24 protein-coding genes are annotated in these 22,098 nt (G+C 74.4%); 8 read left to right on the top strand and 16 right to left on the bottom strand.

Annotated elements, in window-relative coordinates; all coding sequences use genetic code 11:
- Positions 1–9 precede the first annotated feature (9 nt).
- Positions 10–957 carry a dihydropteroate synthase gene (gene folP / locus D4B81_RS11720; protein WP_122262804.1) on the top strand — a complete coding sequence of 316 codons (948 nt, stop codon included), beginning with the start codon at positions 10–12 and terminating at the stop codon, positions 955–957.
- A 30-nt stretch (positions 958–987) separates the two neighbouring features.
- Here folP and htpX read toward each other — a convergent pair whose 3' ends face one another.
- From htpX to nuoH, 8 genes are all read right to left on the bottom strand, one after another.
- The gene (gene htpX / locus D4B81_RS11725; protein ID WP_122262805.1) at positions 988–1,863 is read right to left on the bottom strand and encodes a zinc metalloprotease HtpX; all 876 of its coding nucleotides are present in this window, start codon (positions 1,861–1,863) and stop codon (positions 988–990) included.
- Between the two features lie 93 nt (positions 1,864–1,956).
- Entirely contained in the window at positions 1,957–3,456 is a 1,500-nt protein-coding gene (locus D4B81_RS11730; RefSeq protein ID WP_161965139.1) for an NADH-quinone oxidoreductase subunit N, read from the bottom strand.
- Positions 3,457–3,464: 8 nt separating this feature from the next.
- Complete coding sequence (locus D4B81_RS11735; protein ID WP_237565961.1) at positions 3,465–5,072, bottom strand: complex I subunit 4 family protein; 1,608 nt, start codon at positions 5,070–5,072, stop codon at positions 3,465–3,467.
- Positions 5,069–7,123, bottom strand: coding sequence for an NADH-quinone oxidoreductase subunit 5 family protein (locus D4B81_RS11740; RefSeq protein WP_122262807.1), 2,055 nt, complete (start codon positions 7,121–7,123; stop codon positions 5,069–5,071). The genes D4B81_RS11735 and D4B81_RS11740 overlap by 4 nt, the downstream gene beginning before the upstream one ends.
- Positions 7,120–7,470, bottom strand: a complete 351-nt coding sequence (nuoK, locus tag D4B81_RS11745; RefSeq protein WP_122262808.1) for an NADH-quinone oxidoreductase subunit NuoK — start codon at positions 7,468–7,470, stop codon at positions 7,120–7,122. Before nuoK ends, D4B81_RS11740 begins: the two co-directional genes overlap by 4 nt.
- Complete coding sequence (locus tag D4B81_RS11750) at positions 7,467–8,024, bottom strand: NADH-quinone oxidoreductase subunit J family protein (protein WP_122262809.1); 558 nt, start codon at positions 8,022–8,024, stop codon at positions 7,467–7,469. The genes nuoK and D4B81_RS11750 overlap by 4 nt, the downstream gene beginning before the upstream one ends.
- Positions 8,021–8,674, bottom strand: coding sequence for a NuoI/complex I 23 kDa subunit family protein (locus D4B81_RS11755; RefSeq protein ID WP_122262810.1), 654 nt, complete (start codon positions 8,672–8,674; stop codon positions 8,021–8,023). The genes D4B81_RS11750 and D4B81_RS11755 overlap by 4 nt, the downstream gene beginning before the upstream one ends.
- Positions 8,671–9,645, bottom strand: a complete 975-nt coding sequence (gene nuoH, locus D4B81_RS11760) for an NADH-quinone oxidoreductase subunit NuoH (protein WP_122262908.1) — start codon at positions 9,643–9,645, stop codon at positions 8,671–8,673. Before nuoH ends, D4B81_RS11755 begins: the two co-directional genes overlap by 4 nt.
- A gap of 110 nt (positions 9,646–9,755) precedes the next feature.
- Between nuoH and D4B81_RS11765 the strand changes: the two genes are divergently transcribed.
- Together D4B81_RS11765 and D4B81_RS11770 are read left to right on the top strand one after the other, a co-directional pair.
- Positions 9,756–10,244, top strand: a complete 489-nt coding sequence (locus D4B81_RS11765; RefSeq protein ID WP_122262811.1) for a toxin-antitoxin system HicB family antitoxin — start codon at positions 9,756–9,758, stop codon at positions 10,242–10,244.
- 19 nt (positions 10,245–10,263) lie between these two features.
- On the top strand, positions 10,264–11,094 hold the full coding sequence (locus D4B81_RS11770) for a DUF4097 family beta strand repeat-containing protein (RefSeq protein ID WP_122262812.1): 831 nt from the start codon (positions 10,264–10,266) through the stop codon (positions 11,092–11,094).
- A 24-nt stretch (positions 11,095–11,118) separates the two neighbouring features.
- Here D4B81_RS11770 and D4B81_RS11775 read toward each other — a convergent pair whose 3' ends face one another.
- The 4 genes from D4B81_RS11775 to D4B81_RS11790 form a co-directional block, all read right to left on the bottom strand.
- Positions 11,119–11,523, bottom strand: a complete 405-nt coding sequence (locus D4B81_RS11775) for a VOC family protein (RefSeq protein ID WP_122262813.1) — start codon at positions 11,521–11,523, stop codon at positions 11,119–11,121.
- 50 nt (positions 11,524–11,573) lie between these two features.
- Positions 11,574–12,143: an NADH-quinone oxidoreductase subunit C gene (locus D4B81_RS11780; protein WP_122262814.1), complete on the bottom strand. Its 570-nt coding sequence runs from the start codon at positions 12,141–12,143 to the stop codon at positions 11,574–11,576.
- Between the two features lie 108 nt (positions 12,144–12,251).
- Positions 12,252–12,863, bottom strand: a complete 612-nt coding sequence (locus D4B81_RS11785) for an NADH-quinone oxidoreductase subunit B (protein WP_419866240.1) — start codon at positions 12,861–12,863, stop codon at positions 12,252–12,254.
- Between the two features lie 2 nt (positions 12,864–12,865).
- Complete coding sequence (locus tag D4B81_RS11790; protein ID WP_097188251.1) at positions 12,866–13,222, bottom strand: NADH-quinone oxidoreductase subunit A; 357 nt, start codon at positions 13,220–13,222, stop codon at positions 12,866–12,868.
- Between the two features lie 69 nt (positions 13,223–13,291).
- Between D4B81_RS11790 and D4B81_RS11795 the strand changes: the two genes are divergently transcribed.
- On the top strand, positions 13,292–14,509 hold the full coding sequence (locus tag D4B81_RS11795) for a cytochrome P450 (protein WP_122262815.1): 1,218 nt from the start codon (positions 13,292–13,294) through the stop codon (positions 14,507–14,509).
- Positions 14,510–14,534: 25 nt separating this feature from the next.
- Here the strand turns inward: D4B81_RS11795 and D4B81_RS11800 are convergent, their stop codons facing one another.
- Genes D4B81_RS11800 through D4B81_RS11815 form a run of 4 tightly spaced genes read right to left on the bottom strand, consistent with a single transcriptional unit; the run spans position 14,535 to position 17,646 of the window.
- A complete protein-coding gene (locus D4B81_RS11800; protein WP_122262816.1) occupies positions 14,535–15,443 on the bottom strand; it encodes an amidohydrolase family protein in 909 nt (302 codons plus the stop codon).
- Positions 15,440–16,222, bottom strand: a complete 783-nt coding sequence (locus D4B81_RS11805; RefSeq protein WP_122262817.1) for a fructosamine kinase family protein — start codon at positions 16,220–16,222, stop codon at positions 15,440–15,442. The genes D4B81_RS11800 and D4B81_RS11805 overlap by 4 nt, the downstream gene beginning before the upstream one ends.
- A 2-nt stretch (positions 16,223–16,224) precedes the next feature.
- On the bottom strand, positions 16,225–16,722 hold the full coding sequence (locus tag D4B81_RS11810; RefSeq protein ID WP_237565962.1) for a low molecular weight protein-tyrosine-phosphatase: 498 nt from the start codon (positions 16,720–16,722) through the stop codon (positions 16,225–16,227).
- 18 nt (positions 16,723–16,740) lie between these two features.
- On the bottom strand, positions 16,741–17,646 hold the full coding sequence (locus D4B81_RS11815; protein ID WP_237565963.1) for a LysR substrate-binding domain-containing protein: 906 nt from the start codon (positions 17,644–17,646) through the stop codon (positions 16,741–16,743).
- 79 nt (positions 17,647–17,725) lie between these two features.
- On the opposite strand from D4B81_RS11815, the gene D4B81_RS11820 reads away from it, so the two are divergent.
- The 4 genes from D4B81_RS11820 to rarD all read left to right on the top strand — a co-directional run bounded on the left by D4B81_RS11820 (position 17,726) and on the right by rarD (position 22,049).
- Positions 17,726–17,935, top strand: a complete 210-nt coding sequence (locus D4B81_RS11820) for a hypothetical protein (RefSeq protein WP_122262819.1) — start codon at positions 17,726–17,728, stop codon at positions 17,933–17,935.
- A 78-nt stretch (positions 17,936–18,013) separates the two neighbouring features.
- Positions 18,014–19,909 (top strand): 2-oxoacid:acceptor oxidoreductase subunit alpha, encoded by a 1,896-nt coding sequence (locus D4B81_RS11825; RefSeq protein WP_097188257.1) that lies wholly within the window; start codon positions 18,014–18,016, stop codon positions 19,907–19,909.
- The gene (locus D4B81_RS11830; protein ID WP_122262820.1) at positions 19,906–21,123 is read left to right on the top strand and encodes a 2-oxoacid:ferredoxin oxidoreductase subunit beta; all 1,218 of its coding nucleotides are present in this window, start codon (positions 19,906–19,908) and stop codon (positions 21,121–21,123) included. Before D4B81_RS11825 ends, D4B81_RS11830 begins: the two co-directional genes overlap by 4 nt.
- Positions 21,120–22,049 carry an EamA family transporter RarD gene (gene rarD / locus D4B81_RS11835; RefSeq protein WP_122262821.1) on the top strand — a complete coding sequence of 310 codons (930 nt, stop codon included), beginning with the start codon at positions 21,120–21,122 and terminating at the stop codon, positions 22,047–22,049. Before D4B81_RS11830 ends, rarD begins: the two co-directional genes overlap by 4 nt.
- Positions 22,050–22,098 lie beyond the last annotated feature (49 nt).

A 22,098-nucleotide genomic window follows, 5' to 3' on the forward strand; every position in this document is an offset into this window, starting at 1 on the left:
GATGCGGCGATGAGGACCCCCGCACCGCCGCCGGACCCGACACCGCCGACCCTGCCCCGCACACCTCCCCTGGTGCTGCGGGGCAGGGTCTTCGACGCCTCCCGGCCTGCGGTGATGGCCATCCTCAACCGCACGTCCGACTCCTTCTGGGCGGGCAACCGGCACGCCGCCCTGGAGGACGCCCTCGACGCGCTGCACACCGCGGTCGCCGACGGCGCCGACATCGTGGACGTCGGCGGGGTGCGCGCCGGCCAGGAGGGGGAGTGGGTGGACGCCCGGGAGGAGATCTCCCGGGTGCTGCCCCTCCTGGAGGCGGCGCGCGCGGCATACCCCGCGCTCGTGCTGTCCCTGGACACCTGGAGGGGCGAGGTGGCGCTGGCCGCCGAGGGGGTCGTCGACCTCGTCAACGACACGTGGGCGGGCCACGACCCCGAGCTGGTGCACGTGGCCGCACGCGTCGGGGCGGGGGTGGTCTGCTCGCACACCGGCGGCCTGCCCCCGCGGACCGACCCGGTGGGGATGCGGTACGCCGACGAGCAGGGCGACGACGAGCTCGCCGTGGTGCGGGACGTCCTGCGCGTGCTGGCGCGGGGGGCGCTGGTGGCGGAGGCGGCCGGCGTGCCGCCCGAGCGCATCCTCGTCGACCCGACCCTCGACTTCGGCAAGACCACCCGGCACTCGCTCGTCACCCTGCGCCACACCGCCGACGTCGCGGGGCTGGGCTACCCGGTGCTGCAGGCGATATCCCGCAAGGACTTCGTCGGCGAGACGCTCGACCTCGAGGCCGACGACCGGCTGGAGGGGACGCTGGCCGCGACGGCGGTCGCGGCGTGGCTGGGCACGACCGTCTTCCGGGCCCACGACGTGCGGGCGACCCGACGGGCGGTCGACATGGTGGCCTCGCTCCGGGGCGACCGGCCGCCGGTGCTCAGCGTCCGCGGCGAGCCGGGCACCTGAGGTCGTCCGCCCCGGACGGCGGGTAGGTCGTCAGTAGCGCTCGATGCCGGGCTGGGTGGCGCCGGCCATCCGCTCCAGGCGCGCGACCCGGTCGTCCATCGGCGGGTGCGTCGCGAACATCCTCTTCGCGTCCTTGGCCCGGAACGGGTTGGCGATCATCATGTGGCTGGCGTTGACGACGCCGGGCTCCGGCGCCAGGGGCGCGCGGGCGGTGCCCGCCTCCAGCTTGCGCAGGGCGGACGCGAGCGCGAGCGGGTCGCCGGTCAGCGCGGCCCCGTCCTCGTCGGCGTCGTACTCCCGGGTCCGGCTGATGGCCAGCTGGATCACGGTGGCGGCGAACGGCGCGAGCAGGGCCATCGCCAGCAGCGCGAGGGGGTTGCCGCCGTTCTCCCGGTTGCCACCGCCGAAGAACAGCATCATCTGGGCCACCGACGTGATGACCCCGGCGACCGCGGCGGCGACGGAGCTGGTGAGGATGTCGCGGTTGTAGACGTGCATCAGCTCGTGGCCGAGGACGCCGCGCAGCTCCCGCTCGTCGAGCAGGTGCAGGATGCCCTCGGTGCAGCAGACGGCCGCGTTCCGCGGGTTGCGCCCGGTCGCGAAGGCGTTCGGCGCAGCGGTGGGGCTCACGTAGAGGCGTGGCATCGGCTTGCCCGCCGACGCGGCGAGCTCCTCGACGATGCGGTACATCGCGGGCTGCTGCTCGCGCGTCACCGGGTAGGCGCGCATGGCGCGGATGGCGAGCTTGTCGGAGTTCCAGTAGCTGTAGAACGTCGTCCCCACGCCCAGCAGCGCGAACAGCCAGATGTAGCGGCCGCCGCCGACGACGGCGCCGAGCCCGAGGAAGAGGGCCCAGATCGCGCCGAACAGCAGCGTCGTCTTGAGCCCGTTGTAGTGCCTGTGCATGCTGGTCCGAACGTGCCGGCCGGCAGCCTTGTTCCGGCGCGCGGGCCCGCGGGGGCGCGTCGTGCCGCGGGGGCGCGTCGTGCCGCCTGCCGCTCAGATGATCCCGACGGGTGCCACGCTGCCCAGCACCAGCAGGGTGGTCAGCGCAGCCACCAGGACCCACCAGGCCACGGGGGTATGCCGTGCCTCCTCACCTGCGCGCGCCTCCCCCGCCGCGTCGGTCCCGCCGGGCCCCGTCGTGGACGGTGCGCTGAGCAGGGTCGCGAACCACCGCAGGTAGACGGCGATCCCGATCGCCACGTTGACGGCCGCGACCACGGCGAGCCACCAGGTGCCGTCGCCCACCACGGGTCGCAGCGCCACGACCTTGGCCACGAGGCCGGCTACGGCCGGTGGGAGCCCGGCGAGGGTGAGCAGGGCCAGACCGAGCGGCAGGGCCAGGAGCGGCCGGGCCCGGAGCATCCCGCGCTGCCCCTCGAGGGAGGTGCCGGCCCCGCCCTGCGCGACGACGAGGACGACGACGAAGGCCAGGAGCGTGGCGACCACGTAGACGAGGAGGTAGGAGCCGGCCGCGGAGGCGGCCCGGGAGGACAACGAGGCCAGCGGCAGCAGCACCCATCCGGCCTGGGCCACGGTGGACCACGCCAGCAGCCGGACCGTGTCGGTCTGGACGAGGGCGACGAGGTTGCCCACCGTCATCGAGAGGGCCGCGAGCAGGGCGACGGCGAGCAGCGTGGTGTCGTCCACGGACCCCAGTGCCCGCACCAGGACGACGAGGGCGCCGAGCGCCGCGACCTTGGACACCGTCGCCAGGTACGCGGTGACCGGCAGCGGAGCGGTGGTGTAGGTGATGGGGGTCCAGGCGTGGAACGGCACCGCCGAGATCTTGAAGGCCAGGCCGGCGAGCACGAACACCGAGGCCAGGAGCAGCAGGACCGGCTCCCGCGCCGTCGGCGCGCCGAGCAGCGCCGTGCCGGTGGCCGCCACCCACAGGGCGGCCCCCATGGCGAGCAGGCCGAAGGAGACGAGGGAGGTGGCCAGCAGCGCGACCGCGCCCTCGACCGACCGGGCGCGGCGCTCCGCGGCCCAGCGCGGGTGGGTCAGCGCGACGAGGGCCACCGTGGGGAGGGTGGCGAGCTCGAGCGAGACGAGGAGGGTCCCGAGGTCACCGGCAGCCGGGACCGCCGCGACACCACCGGTCGCGCCGAGCAGGAGCGAGACGACGACCGGGGCACGTCCCCCGTCGCCACCGGCACCGCCGCCGCTGACACCGCCACCACCGTCACCGCCGGCCCACTCGCGCCACGCCAGGACGAGGACCACGAGCGCCCCGAGGAGGGCGGTCACCTGCAGGGCCGAGACCAGCCGGTCGGCGGTGTGGAGACATTCGCCGGTGGGCAGGCAGAAAGCTGTCCGGGCGTCCCCCGCGACCAGACGGAGGCCGGGCAGCGCCGCGAGGGCACCGCCGGCCAGTCCCACCGCCGCGACCCCCAGGTGGAGGACCCGGCGCCCAGGCAGCGCGGCGTCCAGCACGAGCACGAGGACGGCGGCGACCAGCGGCGCCAGCACGGGCAGCGTGGACGCGAGCTGCACCTCCACCCTCATCGGCCGATCACCGCCTCGACGGCCGGGGCGGTGACCGCCAGGAGCAGGACGGGCAGCACGCCCAGCAGCACGACGAGGGCACCGAGCAGCCGCAGGGCCAGCCGCTCCGTCCGTACGGCGTCCGGCACGCGCGGCTCGGCGCGGTCGCCGGACCACACCTCCCGCAGCACACGCACGCCGTAGGCGACGGAGAGCGCCCCGCCGACGGCGGCGAGCGCGGCATACAGGCGGAACCAGCCCTCGGGCCGGTCGGCGGCGGGCGCCCAGGCGGCGTAGACCGCCCCGATCTCCCCCCAGAAGCCGGCGAGGCCGGGCAGCCCCATCGAGGCCGCCATGCCGAGCACCAGCGCCGCACCCAGGCGGGGGGTGCCCTCGCGGAGGGCGGCCCGGGCGACCGAGAGCCGGGCGCTGCCCCAGCGGTGCTTCAGGCCGCCGACCACGACGAAGAGCAGGGCGGCGACGAGACCGTGCGCGACGTTGCCGAAGAGGGCCGCCTGCAGGCCGGTCTCGGTGCCGGCGGCCAGGGCGAGCACCACGAAGCCGAGGTGGGCGATCGAGGACCAGGCGATCAGCCGCTTGAGGTCGGTCTCGACGAGGCACGCCAGCCCGGCCCAGATCACACCCGTGACGCCCAGCCCCCCGAGCAGGGGCGCCCACAGGGCGAACCCGTCCGGGACGACGGGGACGACCAGGCGGACGATGCCGTAGGTGCCCAGCTTGAGGAGCACCGCCGCCAGGAGCACCGACGCCGCGGTCGGCGCCGTGGCGTGCACCCAGGGCAGCCAGGTGTGGAGCGGGAAGACCGGCACCTTGAGCGCGAGCCCGAGGAGGAGCACCGCGGCCAGCGCGGCCTGGGTGCCCGGCGCGATCCCCTCCCCGCGCAGCTCGGCCCATCGGGCGAGGTCGCTCGTGCCGGTCGCCGTCGCCACCCCCAGCAGGCCCACGAGCATCAGGGTGGAGCCGACGACGGTGACCATGAGGAAGCGGGCCGCCGCACCCTCCCGGTCGCTGCCCGGGTCGCCGTAGCGCGCCACGAGCACCCACATGGGGACGAGCACCAGCTCGAACCCGACGAAGAAGAGGATCGCGTCCCCGGCCAGGAACGCCACGAGGGCGCCGAGCAGGACCAGCAGGAGGCAGGCGTGGTAGGTCGCCAGCCCCGGGACGTCGATGCTGCGGACGAGGGGGATCGGCGAGGTGGCCGCGACGTCCTCGTCCTCCAGGGGCGCCGGCCGGGGCGGTGGGGGCACGTGCAGGTGGAGCAGGACGGCGACCACGCCGACGACGGAGGTGAGCAGCACCAGCGGCGTGCTGAGTCCGTCGACCCCCAGTCGGAGCCAGACGCCGAGGCTGGGGATCCACGGCAGCTCGACCCCCGGCCGGTGCAGGGCGGTCCCGGCCACGCCGAGGGAGCTGACGACGGCGGCGCCGACCGAGACGGCGCGGATCGCGGTGTGACCGGGGGCGGTCGGCCACCGGCCCGCCGTGAGGAGCGTGACGGCACCGACCAGGAGGGGGGCGAGGGCCAGCACGACCCAGCCGGCCCCGAGGTCGGGGACGAGCTCGAGGAGCTGGCGGCCGGCGGGACGCAGGGAGTCGATCACCGTGTCACCACCCCGACGCCGGCGAGCACCAGCACGGCCCCCAGGACGAGCGCCAGCGCAGGGGTCGCGCGGCGCGGCGTGAGCCAGTCACCGGCCCGGCCGAGCAGGTGGGCGCCGGCGCCGCCGCCGCGCACCCAGGCGTCCAGCACCTCGGCGTCGAACCAGGCGACGGCCCGCGCGAGCGCCAGCACGGGCGTCGCGACGAGGAGCCGGTAGGCGTAGTCGGCACCGAGCCCGCGCTCGGCCGCGATGCTGACGTTGGCGGGGACCCTGGCCCCGGCGTCCCGGGTGCGCACGCCGCGCGCGGCGAGCGCGACGGCCACCGCCGCGACGAGCATGAGGAGGAGGGTGACGAGCAGCAGCTGGAGGTTGAGGTGGACGTCGCTGCGCCAGACGGGCAGCAGGGCCACGGCGGCGCCGAGGAGCGTCATGAGCATCAGCACCGTGGTGCCCAGCCGGGCGGAGGAGCTGATCGCGGCCTCCGCGCGCTCGAGCCCCTCGGCCTCGTGCAGCACCACCGGCTCGTCGAAGAAGTCGTCGATCCGCTCCACGCCGCCCTGGTGGTAGGTCGCTGCCAGCTGCTCGGCGTCGGTGCGTCGGTCGAGCACGAGCCAGGCGCGCATGCAGTAGGCGGCGGTGAGCGGGGCCGCCGCGCCGACCGAGGACAGCACGATCACCGACGCGACACCGCCGGTCGTGAGCGCACCGACCTCCGCCGCACCCAGGATCAGCTCCTTGGAGAAGAACCCGACGAAGGGCGGCACTCCCGCCAGGCCGAGCAGTCCCCAGGCGAGCCGGCGGCGCAGCACCCGGTAGCGGCGGGCGCCGGAGGCGACGAGCGCCATGGCGGTGCCGCCCACCAGCACGCCGAGCCAGCCCACGGACAGGAAGAGCAGCGCCTTGAACCACGCGTGGGCGACGAGGTGCTGCGCCGCCGCGTCCGGTCCGGTCGCCGGCGTCGCGGCGGCCAGCGCGGCGAGCATCAGGGCCACCTGGCTGACGGTGGACCAGGCCAGCAGCCGCTTGAGGTCGCCCTGCGCGAAGGCCAGCAGCGCGGCCCCCAGGACCGTCACCGACGCGAGCACGGCCAGCAGCAGCCGGGCCGGGTCGGTGACGGCGAGCAGCTCGAAGAGGTGGGTGAGCACGACCGTGCCCGCGGCGACCATCGTCGCGGCGTGGATCAGCGCGGAGGCGGGCGTGGGGCCCTCCATCGCGTCCGGGAGCCAGTCCTGGAACGGGAAGAGCGCCGACTTGCCCGCCACCCCCACGACCACGAGGAGCATGGCCACGACGAGGCCCGTCGAGGGCCCGGGCACCGTGGCGCTGCTGCTCCAGTGCTCGACGATGCGGGTGATCGACGTCGTGCCGGCGCCGCCCGCGAGGATCACGAGCCCGAGGACGAAGCCGATGTCGGCGGTGCGGGTCACGAGCAGCGCCTTGCTGGCTGCCCGGCGGGCGGCGTTCTTGGTCGAGTGGTGGCCGATGAGCAGGAAGGAGCACCACCCCATGACCTCCCAGCCGACGATGAGCAGCAGGACGTCGTCGGCGTGCACGGTGAGCAGCATGGCCGCGGTGAACAGCGAGACCGTCGCCGCGAAGGTCCGGTAGCGGGGGTCGTACCAGAGGTACCAGCGGGCGTAGACCTGCACGACCAGCGCGACCGTGGCGACGGTGACGGCGATGAGCGCCAGCGGCCAGGTGACGACGAGGCCGAGGGGGGCGTCGAGCTCCCCGAGGGGCAGCGCCCCGAGGGTGCCCGAGGTGCGGCGCGCCCCGGGGGTGAGGGCCAGGGCATACAGCTGCCAGACGGTGGCCGCCAGCGTGCCGAGCCCGCCCGCGACACCGATCCACGCGGCGAGGCGGTTCGAGCGGCCCGACAGCGTGACCCCGGCGAGCGCGGCGAGGAGCGGCACGAGCACCGCCCACTGGGCGGGGGTCCCCCACAGGTCGGGCACGGGCAGGGCCGGTATGCCGAGGCTCGGCAGCTGCAGGTCCGCCCAGGACAGCTCGCTCGGGTCGGGCAGCGAGATGCCCGGCAGGGTCCGGCTCACGGTGTCTCCCCCGGCGCGTCGTCGCTGGTCGCCACGACGGCGCGCGGGTCGAGGTCGGCGGCGAGGTCGACGTGGCCGCGCGCCCGGTGCAGGGCGACGAGCACGGCGAGCGCGACCACCACCTCCGCCGCGGCGATCGTGATGAGGAAGAGGGTCAGGACCGGTGCCGAGGCGTGGAGGTCGCTCTCGGTCGTCTGCCCCACCGTGACGAGGAGGAGACCGGCGGCCCCGAGGAGCAGCTCGACGCCGACGAGGACGAGCACGGCGTGCCGTCGCGCGAGGATGCCGTAGACGCCGAGCCCGGCGAGGACGGCGACGAGCAGGTAGGGAAGGGCCGGTCGGATCACGGTGTCTCCCCGTGCTCGGCGGCGGCGGGCGGCTCGTCCGGACGGTGGGCCGCCCGGTCCTTCCCACCGACCGGGGCGCGGGCGACGGCGACGGCCGCGACGAGGGCCAGGAGCAGCAGGGCCGACAGCAGCTCGAACGGCCAGACGTAGGTGCCGAAGATGCCGGTGGCGACGTCGGTGCTCGACGGTCCGGCGATCGGGACGGGGTCGCCTCCGAGGGTGGCCAGCAGCGAGCCGCCGAGCAGGATCGTGGTGCCGGCACCGACCAGCGCCGACGCGCCCCGCTGCGCCACCGAGGTGACGACCGGCACGCCACCGGTGCGGGTCAGCATGAGCGCGAAGAGGACGAGGACGACGACCGCCCCGACGTAGACGAGGAGCTGGACGAGCGCCACCAGCTCGGCGCCCAGGACGAGGTAGCAGCCGGCGAGCCCGCCCAGCGCCACGACCAGCCAGAGCGCGGCGTGCAGGACCTGGCGCGAGGTCACCGCCAGCAGGCCGGCGCCCGCGGTGACCAGGCCGACGGCCAGGAAGAGGACGTCGGGTCCGCTCACCCCCTGCCTCCGGCGGGTCGGTCGTCCGTCGCCGGCGGGGCGGGGGGCTCGTCCTGCATCTGCGCGGCGGGCGCCTCGACGGCGCTCGGGCCGGCCGCCTCGATGCCGATGGCCGCCTCGGCGGGCGGCGGCTCGGCCATGGCCGCCTCGACGGCGGACGGCTCGGCGGCGGACGGCCCGGCGGCCGTGTCCCCCGGGCCGTGGTAGCCCTCGGGCCAGGCCGACCTCGGGACCCGGTCCATCCAGGTGCCGAGCTGCTCCTTGCCGTGGAGCAGGTTGCGGATGTCACCCTCGGCGTAGGCGAAGTCGGGGGCCCAGAACAGGGCGTCGAAGGGGCAGACCTCGATGCAGATGCCGCAGTACATGCAGAGCGAGAAGTCGATGTCGAACCGGTCCAGGACGTTCTTCTGCCGGTCGCGGCCGCCCTCGGTCTCGGCGGGCACCGTCTCCTTGTGCGAGTCGATGACGATGCACCAGTCCGGGCACTCGCGGGCGCACAGCATGCACGAGGTGCAGTTCTCCTCGAGCAGCGCGATCACCCCGCGCGAGCGGTCGGGAAGGTCGGGCTGCACGTGGGGGTACTGGACGGTGTGCGAGCCACGGGCCAGCACCCTGGCCGTCGTGGCGAGGCCCTTGAGCAGACCCTTCATGACAGGACCACCACCCCGACCGCGGTGACGGCCAGCTGGAGCAGGGCGAGCGGCAGCAGCACCAGCCAGGCGAAGCGCTGCAGCTGGTCCTCGCGCACGCGGGGCCAGGCGACCCGCAGCCACAGGAAGAGCACGCCGACGAGGGTCGCCTTGAGCAGGGTCCAGAGCGCTCCGACGGCGCCGACGTCCCCCCAGGGCCCGCGCCAGCCACCCAGGAAGAGCACCGCGAAGAGGAGCGCCATGACCACCATGCCGGCGTACTCGGCCAGGAGGAAGAAGGCGAAGCGTAGCCCGGTGTACTCGGTCAGCGGGCCGAAGACGATCTCCGCGTCCGCGATCGGGGCGTCGAAGGGGGTGCGCTGGAGCTCGGCGACGCTCGCTGCGAGGAAGACCACGGCCGCCGGCGCCTGCCACAGCAGCCACCACCACGACCACGCCTGGACGATGCCGGTGAGGGAGAGCGTCCCGGCCGCGAGCGCGACGCTCGCCGCGGAGAGGACCAGCGGCAGCTCGTAGGAGACGAGCTGCGCCCCGGCGCGCATCCCGCCGATGAGGGAGTACTTGTTCCCGCTGCCCCAGCCCGCCATCAGGGTGCCGATCACGCCCACGCTGGTCGCGGCCAGCACGAACAGGAGCGAGGCAGGGACGTCCGCGCCCACCCACGCGGCGCTGAACGGGATCGCCGCGAGCGCGACGAGGTAGGGGACGAGGGCCACCCCCGGGGCCAGCCGGAACACCGGGCGGTCGGCGGCCGCCGGTGTCACGTCCTCCTTCTGCACGAACTTGATGCCGTCGGCGACGAGCTGGAGGATCCCGTGCGGTCCGGCCTCCATCGGCCCCAGCCGTCCCTGCATGTGCCCCATGACCTTGTGCTCGAGCTGCCCGAGCGCCAGGGGCAGGGTGAGGAAGGCCGCCATCACGACGACGGCCTTGAGCACGACCTCGAGGAGGAGGGGAAGGTCACTGGGCATCGTCGCCACACTAGCCAACGTCGGTGACGCACCGCTGCCCCCGCGCCCGGGGCTCTGCGTCCCCTCGACGACGGTTGCGTATGACGTCACGATGGTGTCATGATGACGTCATGGATCTCACACCCTACCTCGACGGGATCGCCGCGGACCTCGACCGGGCCACCGCCCTCGCCGACGACCGCACCCGCGACGTCGCCCACCGCCTCGTCTCCGCGCTCGAGCCGGGACTGCGGCTCGCGCTCGTCCGGGCCGTCTCGGACACCGCGGCCGCCGTGGCCAGGGAGCTCGACGAGGCCGTCGTCACGGTGACCATGGCCGGCACCGAGCCGGTCGTCACGGTCACCCGCACCCCGCCGCCGACCTCCCACGAGCCCGACCGGCCCGCCCTCCCCGCGGACGACGACGGGGACGGCGGCGCGGCCCGGATCACGCTCCGGCTGCCGGACCAGCTCAAGACCCGGGCCGAGGAGCTCGCCGCCTCCTCGGGGCAGTCGTTGAACACCTGGCTCGTCCACACCGTCCGCCGCGCGACCGCGCAGGGGCGCGACGGCATACCCCCCACCACCCCCGGCTCCCGTCGCGTCAGCGGCTGGGCCTGAACCGACCACGGAGGTCGTCATGGACAACACCGAGATGCTCCCCACCACCCACGCGCTAACGGGGGTCCGGGCGCTCGTCGCCCACAACCACCGCGGTGACGTCGTCGTCACGCACGTGCCCGGCGACCCCGGGACGGCCCCGGGCACGGTGCGGCTGACCCCCCGGCACGCCGGTGTCGACCTCTCCCGCGCCACCGTCGAGGTCGTCGACGGGCGGCTGCGGGTCGAGGTGCCGCGGATCGACGACGGCGGCCACGGGTTCACCCTCGGGCCCATCAGCCTCGGCGGCGGGACGGCCGTGCACGTGGAGATCGAGGTGCCCGCCGGTGTGGCGGTCGAGGCGACGACCAAGCTCGGCGACGTGCTGGTGCAGGGCACCGGAGGGAGCACGACGGTGCGCACCGGCGCGGGCGAGGTCCGCGTGGAGCGCTGCCTGACCGTCCGGGCCGCCACCGGTGCCGGGAACCTCACCGTCGGGGCCTGCACCGGCGGGTCCGCGACGACGGGCACCGGGGAGGTCGTCGTCGACAGCTCCGAGGGTGAGCTGCACGTGCGCGCGGGAGCCGGTGACGTGCGCGTGAACGCCAGCTCGGGCGGGGCGGTGAGCGCGGCCACCGGCGCGGGCGACATCCGCGTGGAGCTGCTCTCCGGGAGCGCCGAGTGCCGCAGCGGCGCGGGTGACGTCACCGTCGTGGTGCCCCGGGGCGAGCCGGTGTGGCTCGACCTCAGCGCGGGCCTCGGCACCGTCCGTCGCGACGTCGAGCCCGTGGGCGCCCCGGCGGACGGGCAGGCCTACCTCTCCGTCAAGGCGCGCACCGGCCTCGGCGACGTGACCGTGCGGCACCCCTGAGAAGAGCCCCCCGCCGATCCGGGCTCAGGTGAACAGGCAGAACGGGTGGCCGTGCGGGTCGAGCATGACCCGCACGGTCTCCTGCGGCTGGTCCTGCGCGCGCCGGGCGCCGAGCCGGACGGCCCACCGCTCCGCCTCGTCGAGGTCCTCCACCCACAGGTCCAGGTGCGCCTGCGGCTGCTGCGCCCCGGGTGCGCTCGGCCAGGTCGGCGGCCGGTACACCGGGTCCCACTCCAGGTTGAGCGTCATCCGCAGCCGGCCCTCGACCGGGCGCAGCTGGGCCCAGCCCGCGTCGGCCGGCTCCCCCTCGCCCGGCCCCTCCTCGGCGCCGACCGCCACCCCCAGCAGGTCCGCGTAGAACCTCGCCAGCTCGCGCGGCCGGTCCGTGCTCACCGACACCGACGTCGCCTCGATCCGTGGTCGTTCCATGACCCGACGGTATGCCGCAGGACGCCCCGCGCGCCTGCCCCGGGGAGGGGTCAGTCGCCGCGGGGTCCCCACGCGGCGTCCGGGACACCGGGCGGCAGCAGGCGCCGGCGTGAGGGGGCACGCCTGGTGGCCGACCCCTCCCCCTCGCCGGGCTCCTTCGCACCGGGCCACGGCTTGGACGCCCGGGCGGCGAGGACGAAGTCCTTGCGCAGCGGACGCCCCTCGAACCCCTCGGGGAGCAGCAGCGGTCGCAGCCCCAGGCCGGTGCCGTCCTCGAACCCCGTGAAGCCGACCCCGAACATCTCGTGCGCCTCGCGCTCGTGCCAGCCGGCGCCGGCGAACACCGGCGTCACCGAGGCCACCTCGCCGCCGTCGGGGACGCGCGTCACCAGGAGGACCCGGCGCAGGCCGCCGCCGCGCGAGGCCCGGCTCACGTCGATCAGGTGGCAGACGACGTCGAGCCCCGGGCCGGGTGCACCCTCCTGGGTGGCGGTGCGGTCGGTCTCGTCGACGGCGGCCAGCCAGTCGAAGAAGGCGTAGCCCTCGTCGCGGGCCGCGCGGACGGCGTCGGACCACTCCCCCGGCGCGACCCGTCGCTCCTCCACCCTGACCTCGCTCATCGCGTCAGACTACGGCGCCCCGGCCACTCACAGGCGTGAAGGTGGACCAGCCGCCGGATGCATGCCCCGGCAGGAAGGACGACGGCCTGTGAGTGCGGTGGGGGGACCTCAGGCGGAGGGCGGCCGGACCAGGTCGCGGGTGACCTCGCCCGCGGAGACCGGCCGATCGGCATACCTCGAGCCGGACCGCGCCCGCGCCCGCCCCGGCACCTCGGCGGCGATCTGCTGCTGCAGCTGCACGATGCCGGCGAGCAGCGCCTCGGGTCGCGGGGGGCAGCCGGGGACGTAGACGTCCACCGGGATGAGCTGGTCGACGCCCTTGGTGACCGAGTAGGAGTCCCAGTAGGGCCCCCCGGAGTTGGAGCAGGCGCCGAAGGAGATGACGTACTTCGGCTCGGGCATCTGGTCGTAGAGCCGACGGATGGCCGGCGCCATCTTGTCGGTCACCGTGCCGGAGACGACCATGAGGTCGGCCTGCCGGGGGCCGGGGGCGAACGGGATGACGCCGAGACGGATGAAGTCGTGGCGGGCCGTCGAGGCGCTGATGAACTCGATCGCGCAGCAGGCCAGCCCGAAGTTGAAGACCCACAACGAGTACTTGCGACCCCAGTTGAGGACGACCTGGATCGCGCGGGGCGCCCGCTCCACCGGCGCACCGACCCGCGGGGTCGGCAGGGCCGTCGCGGTATGCCGCGTCACCTCACCGTCGCCGGTGCTCACCCTCACCACCACCTCAGCAGGCCGCGGCGCCACACGTGCAGCAGCGCGACGACGAGCACACCGATGAAGATCGCCATCTCCACCAGGCTCGCGGCCCCGAGGTCGCTGCGGATGACCAGCGCCCAGGGGAAGAGGTAGACGGCGTCCACGGCGAAGATGACGTAGAGGAGGGTGTAGACGAGGTAGCGGACGCTGCCCTGCTCCCACCCGGCGCCGACCGGGTCGACGCCCGACTCGTAGGTCGTCAGCTTGGCCGTCGTGGGGTCGGCGGGCGCGAGCAGGCGCCGGGCGCCCATGGCGGAGGCCACGAGGGCGATCCCGGCCAGGACGACAGCGGCGACAACGAGGTACTCACGCATCCCGGCCACCCTAGCCCGGTGCGGTGCCCCGGGGGTCCAGCCGCGGCCGGGCCCTCCTAGCATCGGCGCATGAGCCGGTTCCTCGACCTCGCCGACCCGAGCTTCGACGTCACGGGCGAGGAGGTCCTGGCCGCCCGCGCCGAGTCGTCCTGGGCGCGCACGAGCTACGGGTATGCCGTGCTGCGGCACGCCGAGGTCACCGCGCTGCTCAAGGACCGCCGCTTCCGGCAGGGCAACGCCCGCTGGCCCGCGCAGAACGGCATCTCCTCCGGCCTGTTCAGCGACTGGTGGCACACGGTGCTCCTCTCCCTCGAGGGTGAGGACCATCTGCGGCTGCGTCGGCTGCTCAACCCGGCGTTCAAGCAGGGCGCGGTCACGCCGATGGTCCCCGGCTTCACCGAGCTCGCGCACGAGCTGGTCGACGGCTTCAGCGAGCGCGGGTCGGTCGAGCTCATCAGCGAGTTCGCCGAGCCCTACGCCTCGCGCATCCTCTGCCGGCTCATCGGGCTGCCGGAGGGCGAGTGGGCCCAGGTCGCGCACTGGGCCGACGACCTGGGCAAGTGCTTCGGCGTGCGGATCCGCGAGGACCTGCCCCGCATCGAGGCCGCGCTGGAGGGTCTCTACGGCTACTGCGACGCGGTCGTGCGCGACCGCACCGACGCCCCGCGGGACGACCTCGTCTCCGAGCTGGTCGCGCACCAGCGGGAGGGACGGCTCTCCGCCGAGGAGCTGTCGGTCTCCCTGGTCTTCCTCGTCTTCGCCGGGATGGAGACGACCCGCAACCAGCTGGGCCTGGCCCTGCAGACGCTCCTGGCCCACCCCGAGCAGTGGCGCCTCCTCGGGCAGCGCCCGGACCTGGGCCGCAACGCCGTCGAGGAGGTGATGCGGGTCAACCCCACCGTCACCTGGATCACCCGCGAGGCGCTGGAGGAGGTCGACCTGGGGAACGGTCTCGTGGTGCAGGAGGGGGACATCGTGCAGGTGCTCTCGCACAGTGCGGGGACCGACCCCCGCGCCCAGCCGGACGTGTCCTTCGACATCACCGTCGAGCACCCGATGCACATGGGCTTCGGCGGCGGCGTCCACCACTGCCTCGGGCACTGGGTCGCCCGGACGGACATGGCGGTGGCGCTGCCGGTGCTCGCCGCCCGGATGCCCGACGCCCGCGCCGACGGTCCCGGCCAGTGGCTGCCGATGTCGGGCAACACCGGTGCGGTCCGCTACCCGATCGCCTTCGCGCCGACGCCGCGCCGGTCCGTCCGTCCCGACCCGCCGGTCGGGGGGTGAGGGTCCGTCCGTCCCGACCCTCCGGTCAGGGGGACACGGGCAGCCCGAGCAGCCGCCTCCCGTTGTGCCACAGCACGTCCCGCAGCCACTCCTCGCCCAGTCCCCACCGGTGCAGCGCCTCCAGCTGGTGGGCGTAGGGGTAGGGGATGTTCGGGAAGTCCGACCCCAGCACCACCTTGGGCCGCAGCTCGGCGAGCCGGCCCAGGAACCGCGCCGGCACCGGCGCCAGCCGCTCCATGAAGTCGGTCCCCACCATGGTCGTGTCCAGGTGCACCCGCTCGTGCGCCTCGGCGAGGTCGGCGAAGGCGTCGTAGTCCGGCATCCCCAGGTGCGCCACGACCAGGGTCAGGTCCGGGTGGCCGGCGAGCAGCCGCACCACCCCCTCCGGCCCGCTGAACCGGCCCTCCCGCGGTCCGTGACCCGCGTGCATCACCACCGGCACCCGGGCCCGGGCGAGCAGCTCCCACGCCTCGTCGAGCCGGTCGTCGTCGGGCGCCATGTCGCTGACCACGAGGTGCGCCTTGACCAGCTGCACGCCCGCGCGGACCGCCTCCTCGACATACCCCGTGACGCCCTCCTCGGGGAACAGGGTCGCGCACCGCAGGACCTGCGGGTGCGTGTCGGCGAGCTCGCCGCACCACGCGTTCAGCGCCGCCGCCATGCCCGGCTTGTGGGCGTAGGTGAGGGCGGGGACGTCACGGACGCCCAGCTCGGCCAGGATCCGCAGCCGCTCCTCGGCGCCGGTGCGGTAGTGGATCGGCCACGCGACGCCGTAGTGCCGCTCGCCCTCGTCGAAGTAGGCCCAGATCCGCTCCGTCAGCCGGTCCGGGTGGAAGTGGACGTGGACGTCGGCGAGGCCTTGGAGCCCGAGCGCCGCCAGGTAGGCGGGCACCTCGGCGTCCGAGCGGGGTGCGCGCAGGGCGGTCCCGCTCACCGGACCGCCGCCCGCAGCGCGTCGCCGGCCTGCACGCCGTAGCCGCCGCCGAAGAGGAGCGCATGGAGGAGCAACGGCACCGTCTGGTAGACCGCCACCCGCGCCTGCCAGCCAGGTGCCAGCGGCGCCGCCTCGACGTAGGCGGCGAAGGCCCGGCCGCCGAACCCCCCGAACAGCTGCATCATCGCCAGGTCCACCTCCCGGTGGCCGTGCTGGGCGCAGGGGTCGATCAGCCAGCTCGCGCCCGCGCGGTCGACGAGGCGGTTCCCGCCCCACAGGTCGCCGTGGACCAGGGTGGGCGGCTCCACGGGCCCGAGCCGTTCCGGGGTCACCTCCTCGGCCAGGACCGCGGTGGCCGCGTCCAGCCGTCCCGCCTCCACGGCGCGCCGGGCGAGCGGCAGGAGGCGCCGCTCCACCCAGGACTCGTGCCAGGTGGCGGTCGGGGTGAGGTCCACCGGACAGGCCCCGAGGTATGCCGTCGGCTCGCCGTCGTGGGCGCCGTAGCGTTCCCCGGTGGTCGCGTGGAGGCGCGCGAGGTCCCGGCCGAAGGCCTCCTCCGAGGCGGTGGTGCGCCCCGGCCCCTCCTCCACCCACGCCACCGTGATCGAGTCGTCCCCCACCCGCAGGACCTCGGGCACCCGCGCCCCGGCCGCAGCCAGCGCCCGCAGCCCCGCCGCCTCCCGCTCGAAGAAGAGGGGCGGCGCGTCGTCCAGGGACTTGGTCAGCGCCGCCCGTCCGTCCGGCGTGGTCGTGCGGGAGGTCGCGCCGGTCCCGGTCACGGTCAGGGCCGGGTCCGCGCGGCGGCGACGACCTCTGCGACCGACCCGTCCTGGATCGCCCGGACGAGCCCCTGGACGGCGTCCTCGATCTGGTCGTACATCCGCGCGTAGGCCTCGCGGGGCAGCCCCCAGGGGTCGGGGACGTCCAGGACCCCGCCGTCGGTCCCGCTCGCGAAGGCTCCCAGCCGGACCACCTTGGCCGCGTCCTCGGGCGTGCGCGCGAGCGCCAGCAGGTCGGCCTCGTTGGCCGAGTCCATGGCCAGCACGAGGTCTGCCTCGTCGAAGTGGTCCGCGACGAACTGCGCCCCCACGCTGCCGAAGGCGTAGCCCCGACCCTCCCCCTCGGCGACCGAGTGGTGGTGCGGCCGGCTGCCCACGTGGTAGTCGGCGGTCCCGGCCGAGGTGACGGTGACGTCGGAGAGCCCGGCCTCCTCGAGCTCCCGGACCAGCACGGCCTCGGCCGCGGGGGAACGACAGATGTTGCCCAGGCAGACGGTCATGATGTGCATGGTCCGCAGTCAAGCAGACAGCCCCTCCTCGGCCCGGGTCTGCCCCACGGCGTGCTCGAGGAACACCCGGGCGGAGGGCAGCATCCGCTGTTCGGTGGACCAGGCGATGCCCACGTCGCGGTAGGCGTCGCCGCCCTCCAGCGGGAGCAGGTGCAGCCCCTCGTGGGTGGGGACCCAGGCGTCGGGCACCGGCAGGACGGCCACCCCGAGGCCGGCGGCCACGAAGGCGCGGGCGGTCGGCAGGTCCTGGGAGGCCAGGGTGACCTCCGGCGCGAACCCCGCCTGCCGGCACAGCCCGAGGGTCACCTCCCACAGGTGCGACAGGGGGTGCGTGGCGACGAAGGCCTCCTGCGCCGCCTCCGCGAGGTCGACCCGCTCCCGGTGGGCCCACGGGTGGTCCGGGCCGACCGCCAGCATCAGGGACTCACGCACGAGCACCTGCCAGCGGACGCTGGCGTCCGGCGGCGGCCGGGTGGTCAGCTCCAGCTCCACGCCGGACCGCCCGCCGACGGCCGGCGTCAGCTCGTCGAGGTGCTTGGAGGTCAGGACCACGTCCACGCCGGGGTGGGCCTTGCGGAAGCCGCTCACCAGGCCGGGCACCAACCAGGTTCCGAGCGAGGGCTGGAAGGCCAGGCTGACCGTGCCGGACTCCGGGTCCAGGAGCTGATGGACCGCCGCCAGACCGTCGTCGAGCTCGTGGAGCGCGCCGTCGACGTGCCGCTTGAAGTCGAGCCCCGCCCTCGTCATCCGCAGCGTCCGGCCGGACCTGCGCAGCAGCGGCGTGCCCACCTCCACGTCCAGGCGGGCCAGCGCCCGGGAGATACCGGACTGGCTGACGCTCTCCAGGTCGCTGAGCTCGGTCAGGGTGACCCCGTCGGCCACCTGCTGGAACCACCTGAGGTCGCGCACGTCCATGTACCTATGCTGCCACAACATAGGTGATATGTCATCTGTACATTGGACGCATACGTCCTGCTCAGGGACACTAGACACTATGACGCAGACGACCAACGACACCCAGACCATCACGATCGACGACCTGACCCGCGGGCTGACCCCGGTCATCCTGGGCGGCCCGTCCACCCGTCGCGACGCGAGCCACCGCACCCGTCGGCCGCTCCTGCGCCGCCCCTCCAGCCGCGTCGCGCGTGGCGCGGCCAGGTCCCTCCCGTCCGACCAGAACCGTCCCAGCGCCCTGCGGTGACCGGGCGTCGGCCGCTGCCGACAGGCGGGTCGCTCAGGTTCGGATCTCGACCTACGGAGGCGTAGGCTGGTGACTGACATGTCTACTACTCCCCTGACCCAGCTGGACCGGGTCGTCATCCGCTTCGCCGGGGACTCCGGCGACGGGATGCAGCTGACGGGTGACCGCTTCACGTCCGACACGGCGGCGCTCGGCAACGACCTGTCCACCCTGCCCAACTTCCCGGCGGAGATCCGCGCCCCCCAGGGCACCCTCCCCGGGGTCTCCTCCTTCCAGGTGCACTTCGCCGACCACGACGTGGCGACACCGGGCGACGCCCCCGACGTGCTCGTGGCGATGAACCCCGCCGCCCTCAAGGCCAACCTCGCCGACCTCCCGCGCGGCGGGACGCTCATCGTCAACGCCGACGAGTTCAGCAGGCGCAACCTGGCCAAGGTCGGCTACGCCGCCAACCCGCTGGAGGACGGTTCGCTGACCGGGGCGGGTTACCACCTGCACGCGCTCCCGCTCACCTCGATGACGGTCGAGGCGCTCGCGCCGTTCACGACGCTGACCCGCAAGGAGAAGGAGCGGGCCAAGAACATGCTCGCCCTCGGGCTGCTCTCCTGGCTCTACTCCCGCGACACGGCCGGCACCGAGGCCTTCCTGCAGGCCAAGTTCGGGGGGGCGCCCGAGATCCTCGAGGCCAACCTCACCGCGCTGCGCGCCGGGCACGCCTACGGCGAGACGACCGAGGACTTCGCCGTCCGCTACCAGGTCGCCCCGGCCGCCATGCCGCCGGGCACGTACCGCACGATCACCGGCAACCAGGCCCTCGCGCTCGGTCTGGTGGCCGCGTCGGAGCGGGCCGGCCTCCCCCTCGTCCTCGGGTCCTACCCGATCACCCCCGCCTCGGACATCCTGCACCAGCTCTCGACCCTCAAGCGGCACGGCGTCACCACCCTGCAGGCGGAGGACGAGATCGCCGCGGTCGGGATGGCCCTGGGCGCCAGCTTCGGCGGGGCGCTGGGGGTCACCACGACGTCCGGCCCCGGTCTGGCCCTCAAGAGCGAGACGATCGGCCTGGCCGTCGCCACCGAGCTGCCCCTCGTCGTCGTCGACATCCAGCGCGGGGGCCCCTCGACCGGGCTGCCCACCAAGACCGAGCAGGCGGACCTGCTGCAGGCCATGTACGGCCGCAACGGCGAGTCGCCCGTCGCGGTCGTCGCCGCCCAGTCCCCCACCGACTGCTTCGACGCCGCCATCGAGGCGGTGCGGATCGCCACGACCTACCGGACCCCGGTGATCCTGCTCTCCGACGGCTACCTCGGCAACGGCTCCGAGCCGTGGAACGTCCCGTCCTCCGCGGACCTGCCGGACCTCACCGTGACCTTCGCGACCGAGCCGAACGACCTCGACGACGAGGGGCGACCGGTCTTCCACCCCTACCGGCGTGACGAGGCCACCCTGGCGCGCCCCTGGGCGATCCCCGGCACCCCCGGTCTCGAGCACCGCATCGGCGGCATCGAGAAGGCCGACGTCACCGGTCACATCTCCTACGACCCGGACAACCACGACCGCATGGTCCGGCTGCGCCAGGCCAAGATCGACCGGATCGCCGACACCCTCCCGCCGCTGCAGGTGGACGACCCGACGGGTGAGGCCCGGGTCCTCGTCCTGGGCTGGGGCTCGACCTACGGCCCGATCGCCGCGGCCACCCGGCTCGTGCGGGCCACCGGTGCGCACGTCGCCCGCGCCCACCTGCGCCACCTCAACCCGCTCCCCGCCGACCTCGGTGACCTGCTGCGCCGCTACGACCGCGTCGTGCTGCCCGAGATGAACCTCGGTCAGCTCGCGCTGCTGCTGCGCGGGCGGTACCTCGTCGACGTCCACAGCCACACCGCCGTGCGCGGTCTGCCCTTCACCGCCGCCGAGCTCGCCCAGGTGCTCCACGAGCACCTGCTCGCGCTCGCCGCCCAGGAGGTCCCGGTATGACGACACGCGCCGGCGCCGCGCCCGCGCCCCCCCGCAGCGGGCTGGCCGGGGTGCCCACGGCCCCCGTCGACGTCACGCTCACCAAGAAGGAGTTCACCTCCGACCAGGAGGTGCGCTGGTGCCCCGGGTGCGGCGACTACGCCGTGCTCGCCGCGGTCCAGGGGTTCCTGCCCGAGCTGGGCCTGCGCCGCGAGAACATCGTCTTCGTCTCCGGGATCGGCTGCTCGAGCCGCTTCCCCTACTACCTCGACACCTACGGGATGCACTCGATCCACGGCCGGGCACCTGCCATCGCGACCGGTCTGGCGACGGCGCGGGAGGACCTGTCGGTGTGGGTCGTCACCGGTGACGGCGACGCGCTGTCCATCGGCGGCAACCACCTCATCCACGCGATGCGACGCAACGTCAACCTGACGATCCTGCTCTTCAACAACAAGATCTACGGTCTGACCAAGGGGCAGTACTCCCCCACCTCCGACGTGGGCGCGGTGACCAAGTCGACACCGGCCGGCTCCGTCGACCACCCGTTCAACCCGGTGTCGCTGGCCATCGGCGCCGAGGCGACCTTCGTCGCCCGGACCATGGACTCCGACCGAGCCCACCTGACCGAGGTCCTCCGCGCTGCCGCCGCCCACCGGGGCACCGCCCTGGTGGAGATCTACCAGAACTGCCCGATCTTCAACGACGGCGCCTTCCAGCTGCTCAAGGACAAGGACCAGGCCGAGGCCCGGATCGCGCACCTGCGGGCCGGCGAGCCGGTCCGGGTGGGTTCCGGCGAGCTCGCGCAGGTCGTGGTGCGTGAGCGTTCCGGCCGGCTCGGCGTCGTCCCCGAGCACGAGGTGACCAGGTCCCAGCAGGTGCTCGTGCACGACCCGCACGACCCGGACCCCAGCGCCGCGTTCGCGCTGTCGCGCCTGGACGACCCGTCGATGCAGCACATGCCCATGGGGATCTTCCGCCAGGTCGACCGGCCGACCTACGACGACGCCGTGCGGGCCCAGGTCGACGCCGCCGTGACCTCGGCCGGGACCGTGGTGTCGCTGGACACCCTGCTGCGCGGGCGCGACACGTGGACCGTCGACGGCACCCGACCCGGCGAGGTGGAGCAGACCCTCGAGGGCGAGGTGACCGACGGCCCGATCGCCGCCGCCGGTGACGCGCTCGTCGAGGAGGCCGACGAGGTCGCCGGGGCCGACGGCCCCAGGACGGAGTGACCGAGGCTGCACGGCGCCAGCAGGGCACCGTCTACGGCTTCCTCGCGTACCTCCTCTGGGGCGCCTTCCCGCTCTACTTCCACCTCCTGCGGCCGGCGGGGCCGTGGGAGATCCTCGCCCACCGGATCGTGTGGACGCTCCTGCTGTGCGGGCTGCTGCTGCTCCTGCTGCGCGACGTGCGCTGGCTCGGTCGTCTCGTCCGCCGTCCCCGGCGCCTCGGCGGGGTCGCCCTCGCGGGGGCGCTCATCGCGACCAACTGGGGGATCTACACCTGGGCCGTCCTGTCCGGCCACGTCACCGAGGCCGCGCTGGGCTACTTCCTCAACCCGCTGGTCACGGTGGCGCTGGGCGTGGTCATCCTCGGGGAACGGCTCCGCCGCCTGCAGTGGACCGCCGTCGTCATCGGCACGGTCGCCGCGGTCTACCTGACCTTCGACTACGGCGCGCCACCGTGGGTCTCGCTGGCCCTGGCCTTCTCGTTCGCGACGTACAGCCTCCTGAAGAACCGGCTCGGGGTCTCCCTCACCCCGCTGCAGTCGCTGACCGGGGAGTCCCTCGTCATCCTCCCCGTCGCCGTGGTCATCCTGCTGTGGCTGGACCGGACGGGCGGCACGACCTTCGGCGGTCACGGGGCCCTGCACACCGCGCTGCTCGTCTCCACCGGCGTGGCCACCGCCGTGCCGCTCATCCTCTTCGCCGCGGCCGCCTCGCGGGTGCCGCTGTCCACGATCGGGCTGCTCCAGTTCCTCACCCCGTTCCTGCAGCTGCTGACCGGCGTGCTGCTCCTGGGCGAGGTGGTCCCGGCCACCCGCTGGGTGGGGTTCGCGATGGTGTGGGTGGCCCTGGTCGTGCTCAGCGTCGACATGGTGCGGCAGGTCAGGCGCTCCCGGCGGATCCGTCGCGACCTCGTGGACCCCGCCCCCTGACTGCACCTCGTGCAGATTTGCACGGTGTGCACGATCTCCGTACGCTGTC

The sequence above is a fragment of the Ornithinimicrobium cerasi genome (genome assembly GCF_003702705.1).
Taxonomy (GTDB): Bacteria; Actinomycetota; Actinomycetes; order Actinomycetales; family Dermatophilaceae; genus Ornithinicoccus; species Ornithinicoccus cerasi.

Excerpts from the sequence above, each read along its gene's own strand:
- folP (WP_122262804.1), top strand. The coding sequence starts at position 10 with ATGAGGACCCCCGCACCGCCGCCGGACCCGACACCGCCGACCCTGCCC.
- htpX (WP_122262805.1), bottom strand. The coding sequence starts at position 1,863 with ATGCACAGGCACTACAACGGGCTCAAGACGACGCTGCTGTTCGGCGCG.
- D4B81_RS11755 (WP_122262810.1), bottom strand. The coding sequence starts at position 8,674 with ATGAAGGGTCTGCTCAAGGGCCTCGCCACGACGGCCAGGGTGCTGGCC.
- nuoH (WP_122262908.1), bottom strand. The coding sequence starts at position 9,645 with ATGCCCAGTGACCTTCCCCTCCTCCTCGAGGTCGTGCTCAAGGCCGTC.
- D4B81_RS11765 (WP_122262811.1), top strand. The coding sequence starts at position 9,756 with ATGGATCTCACACCCTACCTCGACGGGATCGCCGCGGACCTCGACCGG.
- D4B81_RS11770 (WP_122262812.1), top strand. The coding sequence starts at position 10,264 with ATGGACAACACCGAGATGCTCCCCACCACCCACGCGCTAACGGGGGTC.
- D4B81_RS11775 (WP_122262813.1), bottom strand. The coding sequence starts at position 11,523 with ATGGAACGACCACGGATCGAGGCGACGTCGGTGTCGGTGAGCACGGAC.
- D4B81_RS11780 (WP_122262814.1), bottom strand. The coding sequence starts at position 12,143 with ATGAGCGAGGTCAGGGTGGAGGAGCGACGGGTCGCGCCGGGGGAGTGG.
- D4B81_RS11790 (WP_097188251.1), bottom strand. The coding sequence starts at position 13,222 with ATGCGTGAGTACCTCGTTGTCGCCGCTGTCGTCCTGGCCGGGATCGCC.
- D4B81_RS11795 (WP_122262815.1), top strand. The coding sequence starts at position 13,292 with ATGAGCCGGTTCCTCGACCTCGCCGACCCGAGCTTCGACGTCACGGGC.
- D4B81_RS11810 (WP_237565962.1), bottom strand. The coding sequence starts at position 16,722 with ATGACCGTCTGCCTGGGCAACATCTGTCGTTCCCCCGCGGCCGAGGCC.
- D4B81_RS11815 (WP_237565963.1), bottom strand. The coding sequence starts at position 17,646 with ATGGACGTGCGCGACCTCAGGTGGTTCCAGCAGGTGGCCGACGGGGTC.
- D4B81_RS11820 (WP_122262819.1), top strand. The coding sequence starts at position 17,726 with ATGACGCAGACGACCAACGACACCCAGACCATCACGATCGACGACCTG.
- D4B81_RS11825 (WP_097188257.1), top strand. The coding sequence starts at position 18,014 with ATGTCTACTACTCCCCTGACCCAGCTGGACCGGGTCGTCATCCGCTTC.
- D4B81_RS11830 (WP_122262820.1), top strand. The coding sequence starts at position 19,906 with ATGACGACACGCGCCGGCGCCGCGCCCGCGCCCCCCCGCAGCGGGCTG.